Source organism: Gordonia sp. (in: high G+C Gram-positive bacteria) (genome assembly GCF_047600385.1).
Lineage (GTDB): Bacteria > Actinomycetota > Actinomycetes > Mycobacteriales > Mycobacteriaceae > Gordonia.
The window spans coordinates 2,924,954-2,938,506 of record NZ_JASGKZ010000001.1 but is presented as its reverse complement, the minus strand read 5'-3'; the positions used below and the strand labels follow the sequence as shown (position 1 = coordinate 2,938,506).

Sequence of the window (13,553 nt, the reverse complement as noted above, 5' to 3'; positions counted from 1 at the left end):
GACGTATGCGGGCCGCCGACGCACTAGCCTTGAGTGCCATGACCGACACCTCTGCCGCCCTGTCCGGAAAGTCCGCCCTCGTCACCGGTGCCAGCCGCGGCATCGGGCTGGCGATCGCCACCGAGCTCGCGGCCCGCGGTGCCGCGGTGGTGATCACCGGCCGCAAGCCCGAGCCGTTGGAGGCCGCCGCCGAGGAGATCCGCGCCGCGGTGTCCGGCGCGACGGTCGCCGCGGTCGCCGGCAACACCGGAGACCCCGCGCATCGCGCGGAGGCGGTGGCCGCGGCCGTCGCCCACGGCGGAATCGACGTCCTCGTCAACAACACCGGGATCAACCCGGTGTACGGCGACCTCATGACGGCCGATCTCGATGCGGTCCGCAAGACCTTCGACACCAACGTCGTCGCCGCCCTCGGCTACATCCAGGAGGCGCATCGGGCCGGGATGGGCGAGTCCGGCGGCGCGGTGGTGAACATCGCCTCGGTCGCCGGTCTGCGCTCGACCGGGATGATCGCCGCGTACGGCGCATCCAAGGCCGCCCTGATCCGGCTCACCGAAGAACTCGCCTGGCAGCTCGGCCCGACGATCCGTGTCAACGCCGTCGCCCCCGGCATCGTCAAGACCAGGTTCGCCGAGGCCCTGGTCGCCGCCGGTGAGGAGAAGGCGGCCCGCGCCTACCCGATGGGTCGGCTCGGCACCCCGGAGGACATCGCCGCCGCGGTCGCCTTCCTCGTGAGCGACGACGCGTCGTGGATCACCGGTGAGACGCTCCGCGTCGACGGCGGACTGCTGGCCACCGGGAACATGTGACCGAGCTGATCGTCGTCGGCGCGGGCCCGGCCGGTCGGGCGCTCGCCCACCGGGCGGCCGGCCGGCGGGTCGCGGTGACCCTGATCGATCCCGCACCCGACCGGCCCTGGTCGGCCACGTTCGGCGTCTTCGCCGACGATCTTCCCGACTGGCTCCCGTACGACGACGTGATCGCCTGCGCCGCCGACCGCTTCGTCGTCTTCACCCCGGAGCGGCGGGAGGTCCCGCGCCCCTATGTGACGCTGTCGGCGGCCGCGTTGCAGGCCGCGCTGGACCTGTCCGCGGTGGAGGTCGTCACCGGCCACGTCGCCGCGGTCACCGAGCGGTCGGTCCGGCTCGACGACGGCCGGGTGATCGACGGCGACGTCGTGGTCGACGCGCGCGGCGGTGCGGCTCTCGGTGCCACCGCAGGCGCCGCGACGATCCCGCGGCAGACCGCGTACGGGGTGTTCGTCGACCGGGACGCCGCCGAGGACACCGGCCCGGCCGACGCGGGGATGGTGCTGATGGACTGGCGGGGCGCCGCCGGGCCGGCGCCGACCTTCGGGTACCGCGTCGACCTCGGAGACGGGCGACGGCTCGTCGAGGAGACCTGCCTCGCCGGTGCTCCCCCGGTGCCGTTCGACGAGCTCTCCGCCCGGAACACCCGGCGTCTCCGCGCCCTCGACCGGCCGGCGCCCGCAGCGGACTCCGGACCGTCGGGTGCACGGGCGTCGAAATCCCCTGCGGAGGCCGCGGAGTTCGTGGACTTCCCGCTCTACGTCGATCCGCGACCGTGGCGGCGACCCGCCGGAGCGCTGCGCTTCGGGGCGGGCGGCGGCCTGATGCACCCGGCCACCGGGTACAGCATCGCGGTCTCGCTCGGCGCCGCCGACACGGTGGCGGGCGCGGTCGCCCGCGGCGACGATCCGGCCGCGGTCCTGTGGACCCGCCGGGCGCGGTGGACGTTCCGGCTGCGGATGATCGGTCTCGCCGTGCTCCTCGGGTTCGACGGCGACGAGCTGACCGCGTTCTTCGACGCGTTCTTCCGGCTCCCGACGGCGCGTCAGCGCGCCTACCTCGGCGGGCGCGACGACCTGCGCGGCACCCTGGCCACCATGTGGGCGGTGTTCCGGGCGCTGCCGGGGAGGCAGCAGGCGCGCCTGGTGACACTCACCGGGCGCGCCCTCGTCCGACGTTCGGCTCGCTGAGCCACCGCGCAGCGAACCGATCGGTCACTGCGCGGTGTATCCGCCGTCCACGACGATCTCGCTGCCGGTGGAGAACGACGACTCGTCCGAGGCCAGGTACAGGACGGCGTTGGCGATCTCCTCCGGCCGCCCCATCCGCCCGATCGGATGCGCGGCCATCAGCGCCTGCGTCACGTCGTCGAGTTCGGCGTCCTGCTCCTCGGCGTAGGCCTCGACCATCGGGGTCCAGACGAACCCGGGATGCACGGTGTTCACCCGGATGCCGTAGCCCGACTTCGCGCAGTGCAGCGCGGCGGACTTGGAGAAGATCCGCACCCCGCCCTTGCTCGCGTTGTACGCGGCCAGCCCCGGGTCGCCGATGATGCCCTCGATGGACGACAGGTTGACGATCGAGCCGCCGCCGTTGTCCTTCATCACCGCGATCGCGGCCTTGGTGCCCAGGAACACGGCGTCGAGGTTCACCGCCATCAGCCACCGCCACGTCTCGAGGGTCTCCTCCTCCACGGTGCGCGACGCGGCGACGCCCGCGTTGTTCACGACCACGTCGAGCTTGCCGAACCGGTCGACGATCGTCGTCGTCAACGAGTCCCAGCCGGCCTCGTCGGTGACGTCCTGCCGATAGGACACCACCTTCTCCCCGCTCGGGTCGATCGCCGCCGCCGCGGCGGCGACCTCGGCCTCGTCGAGATCGGTGACCACCACCGTGGCGCCCTCCTCGAACAGCCGTTTCGCCGTCGCCAGACCGAGCCCCTTGGCGCCGCCGGTGACCAGCGCGACCTTATCCGCTACGCGTCCCATCGTCGTTCCTTCCGCATGAGTGACCAGAGCGGACCCTCTGATCGTGACTCACGCCACCGCCCGCTCCTGTCTGGAGAAGGTACGGCCGACGGGGCGGCGCGGGCGTCCGAGAATCGGACGTTCGACCGGCTAGTCGTCCTGCGACTCCTGGGCGGCCTTGGCCTCGGCGATCGCCTTCTCCACGTCGAGGGCCTTGACCTGCTCGATCAGGGAGTCCAGCGCCTGCGGCGGCAGCGCGCCGGCCTCGTTGAAGACGAGGTTGCCCTTCTTGAAGACCATCAGCGTCGGGATGGAACGGATGCTGGCGGCGGCGGCGAGCTGCTGTTCGGCCTCGGTGTCGACCTTGCCGAAGACCACGTCGGCGTTGCTCTCCGAGGCGGCCTCGAAGGTCGGCGCGAACTGGCGGCAGGGGCCGCACCAGGAGGCCCAGAAGTCGACGAGAACGATCTCGTTCTCCAGGATCGTCTTCTCGAAGCTCTCACCGGTCAAATCGATTGTGCTCATGCCATCCTCAACTCAGGTACCCCCGGGAGCATTCCCCGGCGCTCTGGATCCGAGCCTACTCCGGCGATGCGACCGGCTACCGGGAGTCCGTCTCCGACGGCTTCGGGAGGGGTTGATCGAGCACGGTGGCGCCCTCGTCCGGCGGCGGTGAGCCGCCCGGAACGGCCGTCTCGCCCGCGGCGCCCGCCGCCGAGGCGAGATCGGGCAGCGGCTGATTCAGCACGGTCTCCTGCTCGCCCGGGAGCGGGGAGGGGTGCTGCGCCGCGCCCGAGGCCGGTCCCGGCCGAGCCGGTGCCGACGGCCGACCGGGCGCACCGGCCTGCCGGACCGGGGCATGCTGCGGCGGAACGTTCGGCCGGGGCTGCGGCGCGCCGGGGCGCTGTGCTCGCAGACCCTGCGTTCCCGGGCCCTGCGCACCCGGGCCCTGTACACCCGGAGCCTGCGGGCCGTGCTGCGGCACCGGGCCCCGACCGCCGGGAGCGGGCGGACCCGGGCGGGGACCGCCCGGCGGACCCTGCGGGCCCGGACGCGCGCCCCTCCCGCCCGGTCCGGGCGGACCCTGCGGAGACCGGCCCCGGGGGTCGGGCCCCCTCGGGCCGGGACCGGCCGGTCCCGCCCCGATCGATCCCTGCCCCATCGGAGGCATCGGCATACCCGGACCCGGCATGCCCGGTCCCGTCGGACCGGACCGCGGATCGACGGTCCCGGATGCGCTCTTGCGGCGCAGCAGCAGCCACAGCGCCACGGCGATCAGCAGCACTCCGACACCGATCAACGGTCCGAGCCAGAACCACAGCGGGACACCGCCCGCATCCCGATCACTCGGCGCCGCGGCGAGCGTCACGCCGTTCTGCGTCAGATAGTCGCGCAGCGCGATGTTGTCGGTGATGAAGTTGAACGACGCCTTCTCGTCCATCAGCGCCGCCCCGGACGAGTTGGTGCCGATCACCCGACTCTCCTCGTCCACCGTGGGCCCGCCCGACATGCCCTTGCCGAGGGTCGCCGAGATCTCGGTGCGGTAGACGCCGCTGTCGCTGTTCTGCCGCGACGACACCGTGCCCGTCTTGTACGACGGCTGCGCGATCGCCGAACTGTCGTTGGTGCGCTGCACCGCGCCCGGGAAACCGGCCGAGATCACGTCTTCGCCGGGCTCGGGCACCCGGTCGGAGAGCACCAGCGCGGTGAGTCCCTCGGGCACGTCGTTCAGTCGCAGGACGGCGTTGTCGCCCTGTTCGAACGGCTGGAAGGAGATCACCTGGACGTCCCGCCAGTCGGCGATCAGTTGATCCTCGCCCGTCGGCTGCCGCACCCGCACACTGGTGGCCGCGCCGCTGGAGGTGGCGGTCATCCGGACCGGCCACCTCTGCTCGATCGCGAGCCGCGCGATCTGCGCGGCATCGGACTCGGTCTGGCCGAGGGCCTCCGCGGCGCGGGCCCGCATCCCGTCGTGCAGCTGGTCGTCCTGCGCGTTCACGCAGTGCCCCGCCGTCGCGATGAATCCGGTCTCGTCCACGACGTAACCGGTGCAGCTGGTCGTCAGCGTCAGTTCCGGCGTCTCCCGGAGGCGGCCCTGGATCGGCACCGTCACCGAGCCCTTGAAATCGGTCTGGATGTAGACCAGGGACGGGCCGATGCGCGAGGCGATCGACGGGCCGTCGGGATCGGCGTGCACAGGCCCGGCACCGACCGTGATGAGCAGTGCCGCAGTGGTCAGCGCCAGTATGCGCGAGATCAGCCTCACACCACGAAAATTAGCACAGGGGTCAGACGGTGAATCCGAGCGCGCGGAGCTGCTCGCGGCCGTCGTCGGTGATCTTGTCCGGGCCCCACGGCGGCAGCCAGACCCAGTTGATCTCCACGTCGGTGCACAGACCGCTCGTGACCAGCGCGCCGCGCGTCTGGTCCTCGATCACGTCGGTGAGCGGGCACGCCGGCGAGGTGAGCGTCATGTCGAGCCTCACCGAGGCGTCGTCGTTCACCTCCAGTCCGTAGACCAGGCCGAGGTCGACGACGTTGATGCCGAGTTCGGGGTCGACGACGTCGCGCATGGCCTCCTCGACGTCGTCGTAGGCGGGCAGAGAGGTCTGGGGTTCGTCCATCAGCGGGCTCCTGTGGTTTCGACGGATCGGGCGAGCGCGTCCTTGAAGGCGAGCCAGCCCAGCAGTGCGCACTTGACGCGCGCGGGATACTTGCTCACACCGGCGAAGGCGATGCCGTCGCCGAGCACGTCCTCGTCGCCGGGGTCGGCGCCCCGCGAGGTGAGCATGGCGTTGTACGACTCGACGGCGGCCAGCGCCGCCTCGACGTCGAGTCCGACGATCTGGTCGTAGAGCACCGAGGTGGACGCCTGGGAGATGGAGCAGCCCTGACCGTCGTAGGAGACGTCGGCGACCGCCCCGTCGGCCACGTGGACGCGGAGCGTCACCTCGTCGCCGCAGGTCGGGTTCACGTGATGCACCTCGGCGTCGAAGGGCTCGCGCAGTCCGCGCCCGTGCGGATGCTTGTAGTGGTCCAGGATCACGTCCTGGTACATCTGTTCCATTCTCATCGGACGAAGAACTCCTGTGCCTTCACGATCGCCGCGGCGAGCGCCTCGACCTCGTCGCCGGTGTTGTAGAGCGCGAACGATGCGCGCGCGGTCGCGGCCACGCCGAACCGGCGGTGCAGCGGCCAGGCGCAGTGGTGGCCCACCCGGATCGCGACGCCCTCGTCGTCGAGGACCTGACCGAGGTCGTGCGCGTGGATCCCGTCGACGACGAACGAGACCGCCCCGCCCCGGTTCTCCGCCGTGGCGGGTCCGACGATGCGCAGCCCGTCGATCCCGCCGAGCAGGTCCACCGCGCGCGCGGTGAGCGCGTGCTCGTGCGCGGCGACGGCGGCCATGCCGATCTTCTCCAGGTAGCCGACCGCGGCGCCGAGTCCGACGACCTGCGAGACCATCTGGGTGCCGGCCTCGAAGCGCTGCGGCGGCGGCGCATAGGTCGACGACTCCATGGTCACGGTCTCGATCATCGACCCGCCGGTGAGGAACGGCGGCAGCTGCGCGAGCAGCGACTGGCGCCCGTACAGCGCGCCGACCCCGTTGGGGCCGAGCATCTTGTGGCCGGAGAAGGCCGCGAAGTCGACGTCGAGCGCCGGGAGGTCCACCGGCATGTGGGGTACGGACTGGCACGCGTCGAGCACCGTCAGGGCGCCCACCTCGCGGGCCCGCCGGACCAGTTCGGCGACGTCGGCCACCGCACCGGTCACATTGGACTGGTGGGTGAACGCCACCGCGCGGACCGAGGAGTCCAGGACCAGCGAGTCGAGGTCGATCCGGCCGTCGTCGGTCACCCCGTACCAGCGCAGGGTCGCGCCGGTACGACGGCACAGCTCCTGCCACGGCACCAGGTTCGCATGGTGTTCCAGCTCGGTGACGACGACGGTGTCGCCCTCCCCCAGCGGCTTCCCGCCGAGCACCGCGGCGGCGCGGTCGTCGCCCAGCGTGTGGGCGACCAGGTTCAGCGCCTCGGTGGCGTTCTTGGTGAACACCACCTCGTCCACGGCGGCCCCCACGAAACCCGCGATCGCCGCGCGGGCGTCCTCGTAGGCGTCGGTGGCCTCCTCGGCCAGCTGGTGGGCGCCGCGGTGGACCGCCGCGTTGTGGTTCAGCAGGAAGTCGCGCTCGGCGTCGAGCACCGGCAGCGGGCGCTGCGCGGTGGCCCCCGAGTCGAGGTAGACCAGCGGCTTGTCGTCGCGGACGGTGCGCGCCAGGATCGGGAAGTCGGCGCGGATCGCGGCGACGTCGAAACCGGTCTCGACCGTCATCGGACTACTTCGCCGGAGCGGCCGCCGAGGCATCGGCTCCGCTCGCTGCGGCCGCGGTGAACCGCACGTAGCCGTTCTCCTCCAGCTCGTCGGCCAGTTCGGGGCCGCCGGACTCGACGACGCGGCCGTTCACGAACACGTGCACGAAGTCGGGCTTGATGTAGCGCAGGATCCGCGTGTAGTGCGTGATCAGCAGCACGCCGCCGGCCTCCCGCTCCTTGTAGCGGTTGACGCCCTCGGACACCACGCGCAGCGCGTCGACGTCCAGACCCGAGTCGGTCTCGTCCAGGACGGCGATCTTGGGCTTGAGCAGCGACAGCTGCAGGATCTCCAGGCGCTTCTTCTCGCCGCCGGAGAAGCCCTCGTTCACGCCGCGCTCGGAGAACGACGGATCCACCTCGAGGTCGGCCATCGCCTCCTTGGTCTCCTTGACCCAGTGGCGGAGCTTGGGGGCCTCGCCGCGGACCGCGGTGGCCGCGCTGCGCAGGAAGTTCGACGTCGAGACGCCGGGGACCTCCACCGGGTACTGCATGGCCAGGAACAGGCCGGCGCGGGCGCGCTCGTCCACGCTCATCTCCAGCACGTCCTCGCCGTCGAGCGTGATGGATCCCCCGGTGACGGTGTACTTGGGGTGACCGGCGATCGCGTACGCCAGCGTCGACTTGCCCGAACCGTTCGGTCCCATGATCGCGTGGGTCTGATCCGACGAGATCGTCAGATCGACGCCCTTGAGGATGTGGATCGGCTCGGCGTCGGGATCGCTCTGGGCGACGTCGACGTGCAGGTCACGGATTTCGAGAGTGCTCAATGGATTCTCTTTTCTAGGCTGTGTGGTCTCGGCGTCTCGGCGATCGAGACCCCTCTCGGTGATCGAGCGGAGTCGAGTTCTCGACCGGCGGAGACTGTGGTCTCGACTCCGCTCGGCCGGCGGGGGAACCCCGTTCACGAGGTCCCCCTCATGGGCGAGATCGTCCCGGTGGCCGGGATTCCCGCACCGATCGGGATCCCCTCGGTGGTGGGGATCCCCTCGGTGGTGGGGATCCCCCCGGTGGTCGGGGACCCCCTCGGTGATCGAGCGGAGTCGAGATCTGAAGGAAGGGTCAGGCGCCGGCGGACTCGAGTTCGGCCTCGATGGCCGCTTCGAGGCGCTCACGCAGTTCGGGGACGGCGATCTTGGCGAGGACCTCGCCGAAGAAGCCGCGGACCACCAGGCGCCGGGCCTGGTCCTCGGGGATGCCGCGCGACCTGCAGGTAGAAGAGCTGCTCGTCGTCGAACCGGCCGGTGGCGCTGGCGTGGCCGGCGCCGACGATCTCGCCGGTCTCGATCTCCAGGTTCGGCACCGAGTCGGCCCGCGCGTTGTCGGTGAGCACCAGGTTCCGGTTGAGCTCGTAGGTGTCGGTGCCCTCGGCGCTCGGCCGGATCAGCACGTCGCCGATCCAGACGGTGTGGGCCTCGCGACGCTTGTCCCCGGACGGATCGCCCTGCAGGGCGCCCTTGTAGGTGACCACCGAACGACAGTTCGGCGCCGAGTGGTCCACGAGCAGACGCTGCTCCAGGTGCTGACCCGCGTCGGCGAAGTACAGGCCCCACATCTCGACGTCGCCGCCGGGCTGGTGGTACTGCACGCGCGGCGAGAGCCGCACGGTGTCGCCGCCGAGGCTCACCGCGAAGTGGCGGAGCACGGCGTCGCGCTCCATGCCGACGTGGTGGGCCGCCACGTGCACGGCGTCGTCGTCCCAGTCGTGCACGTTCACGACGGTCAGGTGCGCGTTGTCGCCGACCACGAACTCGATGTTCTCGCCGATCACGCCGCCGCCGCGCTGGTCGATCACCACGGTGGCCTTGCTGAACGGCTCGGCGTGGATCTGGACGTGCGAGTAGGCGACCTCGCCCCTCCCGGGGCCGGTGATCGTCAGGGTGACCGGCTCGGCGACCTGCGCCTCCTTCTCGACGGTCACCACGGTGGCCTCGCGGAACGACGAGAACGCCTGCGCCGCGACGCGGTCGAAGGGGACGCCGCCCCGGCCGAGCCGCTCGTCGCCGCGGGCGACGGTCTCGACGCGGACGCCCGGCGCCTCGGTCGCGGTGACGACGGTCGAAGCGGTCGCGACCGCGGAACCGTCGTGCAGGCCGCGCAGCCGGCGGAACGGGGTGAACCGCCACGCCTCCTCGCGCTGGTTGGGCACCTCGAAGGCGTCGACGTCGAACGAGGTGAAGAGTTCGCCCTTGTTGACCACCGGGCCGGCGGCGTCGGCGTCGACCTGGGCGGTGTTGACCTTCTCGGGGGTCGCCATCAGCCGACCGCTCCTTCCATCTGCAGCTCGATGAGCCGGTTGAGTTCGAGTGCGTACTCCATCGGGAGCTCCTTGGCGATCGGCTCCACGAAGCCGCGGACCACCATGGCCATCGCCTCGTCCTCCGTGAGACCGCGGCTCATCAGGTAGAAGAGCTGGTCGTCGGAGACCTTGGACACGGTCGCCTCGTGGCCCATGGTGACGTCGTCCTCGCGGATGTCGACGTACGGGTAGGTGTCGCTGCGGCTGATCTGGTCCACCAGCAGGGCGTCGCACTTGACCGTGCTGCGGCTGCCGTGGGCGCCCGGGTTGATCTTGATCAGACCGCGGTACGACGCCCGGCCGCCGCCGCGCGCCACCGACTTGGAGACGATGTTGCTCGACGTGTACGGCGCCAGATGCACCATCTTGGAGCCGGTGTCCTGGTGCTGGCCCTCGCCGGCGAACGCGACCGACAGGACCTCGCCCTTGGCGTGCTCGCCGGTCAGCCAGACCGCCGGGTACTTCATGGTGACCTTGGAGCCGATGTTGCCGTCGACCCACTCCATGGTGGCGCCCGCCTCGGCCTTGGCCCGCTTGGTGACCAGGTTGTAGACGTTGTTCGACCAGTTCTGGATGGTGGTGTACCGGCAGCGGCCGCCCTTGCGGACGATGATCTCCACGACGGCCGAGTGCAGCGAGTCCGACTTGTAGATCGGCGCGGTGCAGCCCTCGACGTAGTGCACGTAGGCGTCCTCGTCGACGATGATCAGCGTGCGCTCGAACTGGCCCATGTTCTCGGTGTTGATCCGGAAGTAGGCCTGCAGCGGGATGTCCACGTGGACGCCCGGCGGGACGTAGATGAACGAGCCGCCCGACCAGACCGCGGTGTTGAGCGCGGAGAACTTGTTGTCGCCGGCCGGGATCACGCTGCCGAAGTACTCCTGGAACAGCTCCGGGTACTCGCGCAGCCCCGAGTCGGTGTCCAGGAAGATGACGCCCTTCTCCTCCAGGTCCTCGCGGATCTGGTGGTAGACCACCTCGGACTCGTACTGAGCGGCCACGCCGGCCACCAGACGCTGCTTCTCGGCTTCGGGGATGCCGAGCTTGTCGTAGGTGTTCTTGATGTCCTCGGGCAGGTCCTCCCAGGACTCGGCCTGCTTCTCGGTGGAGCGGACGAAGTACTTGATGTTGTCGAAGTCGATGCCGTCCAGGTCGGCACCCCAGCGGGGCATCGGCTGGCGATCGAAGCATGCGCAGGGCCTTGAGGCGCTGCTCCAGCATCCACTCGGGCTCGTTCTTCTTGCCCGAGATGTCGCGGACGACGGCCTCGGAGAGTCCGCGCTGCGCGGAGGCGCCGGCGTCGTCGCTGTCGGCCCAGCCGTAGCCGTACCGGTCGAAGGACGCGATGGTCTCTTCCTGGGACAGCGGGGCTGGCGCGGCGACCGTGGTCGCGGCGGGTTCGGTGACCGTCATCGTGTGGCCTTTCCGTCGGAGATCTGGGCTGTGGGATCGGGCTGTGTCCGGGGTAATCGGTCGGCGGCCGGGGAGCCGTCGACCGGCGGGGGTACCGGCGGCGGATGATTCAGCGGTACGTAGGTGGTGCATGCGCAGTCGCCGTTGGCGATGGTCGCGAGGCGTTGCACGTGGGTGCCGAGGAGTTCGGTGAACCGCGCGGTCTCGGCCTCGCAGAGTTCGGGGAACTCGGTGGCCACGTGTGCCACCGGGCAGTGGTGCTGACAGATCTGGACGCCGGTCCCGACCTCGCGCACGTCGGCCGAGTAGCCCGCGCCGGTCAGCGCATCGGCGATCTGGTGGACGGCGCGGATCGTGTCCCCGGACTCCCCCGACGACGCGGGCACCGGATCGACGATGCCGTCGATCCGGTCGCGGGCGAACTCCTCGACGGCCTCCTGGCCGCCGATCTGACGGAGCTTGCGCAGCGCCGCGCCGGCGAGGTCGTCGTAGGCGTGCCGGAGCTTTCCGCGTCCGGTCGGACTGAGCTGGAACCACTTGGCGGGCCGCCCGCGACCGCCCCGACCGAAACCGGGGGCGGCGGTCTCGACGTCGCCCGCACCGACCAGGATGTCCAGATGGCGCCGGACGCCGGCGGGGCTGATGCCGAGTCGCTCGGCGATGTCGCTCGCGGTGAGCGGCCCCTCGTCGACCAGCAGCGCGACGACGGCGGCGCGGGTCTGGCCGTCGGCCCCGCTCCCGTCCGCGAACTGCTCGATGAGCAGCGGTTTCGCTCCGTCCACGCTTTTCACAACATTATTGTTACGTAATTATTCCGGTGGTTCCAGCAAGGGTTGCCTAAGGGGCTAGGGCCGGTGGAACACCGATGTGACCGGCGTCATGGCCTAGAGTCTGACGGGTGCGGCAAGTTCCCGGAGTGCGCCCGGCACTCGACTACCTCGGCCTGTCCCGGCCCTCGCGGAACACCGACATCGATGCCACCGGCGACTACGGCGTCACCGTCGCGCGGCTGCACGACGACGAGCGCGAGGTCGGCCCGCTCAACCCGCTCGAAGAGCGGCGGCTGCGGCGGATCACCCTGTTCGGCACCACCGGCGCCGTCCTGATCCTCATCGGTTCCCTCGGCACCGGCATGGTGCCGGTGCTGCAGAACCCGATCGTCGGCATGCGCGTGCTGTCGCTGCCGTCGCGGATGTTCTCCACCGCGCTGACGATCTCCATCGGCGGCACCATGATGCTGGTCGTCGCATGGGTGCTGCTGGGCCGGTTCGCGATCGGCCGCTACGGCGTCGAGGTGGCCGAGAACCGGAGCCCGGCACGACGGATGACGCGTCGGCAGGCCGACCGCACCTTCGCGATGTGGATCGCGCCGCTGCTGCTCGCCCCGCCGCTGCTGAGCAAGGACGTCTACTCGTATCTGGCGCAGAGCGCGATCGCGCACCGCGGCATGGATCCGTACACCTACAGCCCGCTGCGCGGTCTCGGCGTCGACCACACCCTGACCCTGTCGGTGCCGAACCTCTGGAAGGACACCCCCGCCCCGTACGGCCCGCTGTTCCTCTGGATCGGCGAGGGCATCACCGCGCTCACCGACTGGATCGGCGAACACGTCCCGTGGCTCGCCGACTACACGATCGTCCTCGGTGTCGGCCTGCACCGGCTGGTCGCGCTCGCGGGCGTCGCCATGATCATCTGGGCCCTCCCCCGACTCGCCCGCCGCTGCGGCGTATCGTCGGTCGCCGCACTCTGGCTGGGCGCCCTGAACCCGCTGGTGATCCTGCATTCTGGTCGGCGGCATCCACAACGAGGCCCTGATGATCGGCATGATGCTCGTCGGCATGGAGTGGAGTTTCCGGGCCGTCTACGGCACCGCGCGGCTCCGCGACGGGTGGCTGCCGACCGCCGCGGGCCGGCTGCTGATCGCGGGGATCTCGCTGATCGCGGCGTCGTCGACGATCAAGGTGGCCTCGGCGCTCGCCCTCGGTTTCGTCGGCGTCGCCCTGGCACGACGCTGGGGCGCCACCCTCCCGGCGATCCGGAACGCGCCGTGGCGCACCTGGTGGGCGCGCTCGAAGTCGTCGATCCAGGCCCTGCTGGCGGCCGCGTTCTTCAGTCTGATCGTGTCCGCGACGGTGGTCGTGGCGATCTGCCTCGGCACCGGCCTCGGTTTCGGCTGGACCTCGACCCTGTCCACCGGCGGCATCGTGCGCTCGTGGATGTCGATGCCGACGCTGCTGTCGGTGGTCGCCGGCCGTATCGGCCTGTGGCTGGGCCTGGGCGAGCAGACGCAGGCGATCCTCGACGTCGCCCGACCCATCGGCCAGCTGATCGCCGCCGCGTTCGTGGTCCGCTGGCTGCTCGCCTGCGTCGCGGGCCGGGTCCATCCGCTCGGCGGGCTCGGCATCGCGATGGCCACCTTCGTGGTGTTCTTCCCCTTCGTGCAGGCGTGGTACCTGCTCTGGGCGATCATCCCGCTCGCGGCCTGGGCCACCACGCGCTGGTTCCGGGTCGGCACCGTTGTGATCTCCGCGATAATCTCGGTGGTCGTGATGCCGACCAGCTCGGACACTCCGCCCATGGTCGTCGCCCAGGGACTGGCCACCGGGCTGCTGATGATGGTCGTGGCCAGCACGTTCTTCTTCTACGACCACCCGGTCCGCCGATGGCTGCGGAACCGTCGGAGCTCCTGACCCGG

Annotated in this window: 11 protein-coding genes and 2 pseudogenes; 3 read left to right on the top strand and 10 right to left on the bottom strand. The window is 70.8% G+C overall.

Annotation, left to right across the window (positions count from 1 at the left end):
* Nucleotides 1–38 precede the first annotated feature (38 nt).
* Nucleotides 39–809: an SDR family oxidoreductase gene (locus QM809_RS13230; protein ID WP_415046220.1), complete on the top strand. Its 771-nt coding sequence runs from the start codon at nt 39–41 to the stop codon at nt 807–809.
* Nucleotides 806–1,999 carry a lycopene cyclase family protein gene (locus tag QM809_RS13225; protein WP_415046219.1) on the top strand — a complete coding sequence of 398 codons (1,194 nt, stop codon included), beginning with the start codon at nt 806–808 and terminating at the stop codon, nt 1,997–1,999. The genes QM809_RS13230 and QM809_RS13225 overlap by 4 nt, the downstream gene beginning before the upstream one ends.
* Nucleotides 2,000–2,023: 24 nt before the next feature.
* Here the strand turns inward: QM809_RS13225 and QM809_RS13220 are convergent, their stop codons facing one another.
* From QM809_RS13220 to QM809_RS13175, 10 genes and pseudogenes are all read right to left on the bottom strand, one after another.
* Entirely contained in the window at nt 2,024–2,797 is a 774-nt protein-coding gene (locus QM809_RS13220) for a glucose 1-dehydrogenase (RefSeq protein ID WP_415046218.1), read from the bottom strand.
* A gap of 129 nt (nt 2,798–2,926) precedes the next feature.
* Nucleotides 2,927–3,301, bottom strand: coding sequence for a thioredoxin (gene trxA / locus QM809_RS13215; RefSeq protein ID WP_415046217.1), 375 nt, complete (start codon nt 3,299–3,301; stop codon nt 2,927–2,929).
* Between the two features lie 76 nt (nt 3,302–3,377).
* On the bottom strand, nt 3,378–5,042 hold the full coding sequence (locus QM809_RS13210; RefSeq protein ID WP_415046216.1) for a trypsin-like peptidase domain-containing protein: 1,665 nt from the start codon (nt 5,040–5,042) through the stop codon (nt 3,378–3,380).
* A gap of 22 nt (nt 5,043–5,064) precedes the next feature.
* Nucleotides 5,065–5,400, bottom strand: a complete 336-nt coding sequence (locus QM809_RS13205) for a metal-sulfur cluster assembly factor (protein WP_415046215.1) — start codon at nt 5,398–5,400, stop codon at nt 5,065–5,067.
* Nucleotides 5,400–5,849, bottom strand: coding sequence for a Fe-S cluster assembly sulfur transfer protein SufU (gene sufU / locus QM809_RS13200; RefSeq protein WP_415046214.1), 450 nt, complete (start codon nt 5,847–5,849; stop codon nt 5,400–5,402). The genes QM809_RS13205 and sufU overlap by 1 nt, the downstream gene beginning before the upstream one ends.
* Nucleotides 5,846–7,108: a cysteine desulfurase gene (locus QM809_RS13195; protein WP_415046213.1), complete on the bottom strand. Its 1,263-nt coding sequence runs from the start codon at nt 7,106–7,108 to the stop codon at nt 5,846–5,848. The genes sufU and QM809_RS13195 overlap by 4 nt, the downstream gene beginning before the upstream one ends.
* 4 nt (nt 7,109–7,112) lie before the next feature.
* The gene (gene sufC / locus QM809_RS13190) at nt 7,113–7,916 is read right to left on the bottom strand and encodes a Fe-S cluster assembly ATPase SufC (protein WP_415046212.1); all 804 of its coding nucleotides are present in this window, start codon (nt 7,914–7,916) and stop codon (nt 7,113–7,115) included.
* Between the two features lie 292 nt (nt 7,917–8,208).
* Nucleotides 8,209–9,403: pseudogene (gene sufD / locus QM809_RS13185) on the bottom strand (Fe-S cluster assembly protein SufD).
* Nucleotides 9,403–10,617, bottom strand: coding sequence for a Fe-S cluster assembly protein SufB (sufB, locus tag QM809_RS13180; protein ID WP_415046211.1), 1,215 nt, complete (start codon nt 10,615–10,617; stop codon nt 9,403–9,405). Before sufB ends, sufD begins: the two are co-directional and overlap by 1 nt.
* A gap of 237 nt (nt 10,618–10,854) precedes the next feature.
* A complete protein-coding gene (locus QM809_RS13175; RefSeq protein ID WP_415047086.1) occupies nt 10,855–11,640 on the bottom strand; it encodes a helix-turn-helix transcriptional regulator in 786 nt (261 codons plus the stop codon).
* Between the two features lie 116 nt (nt 11,641–11,756).
* Between QM809_RS13175 and mptB the strand changes: the two are divergent.
* Nucleotides 11,757–13,548 (top strand): annotated as a pseudogene (gene mptB, locus QM809_RS13170) (polyprenol phosphomannose-dependent alpha 1,6 mannosyltransferase MptB).
* Nucleotides 13,549–13,553 lie beyond the last annotated feature (5 nt).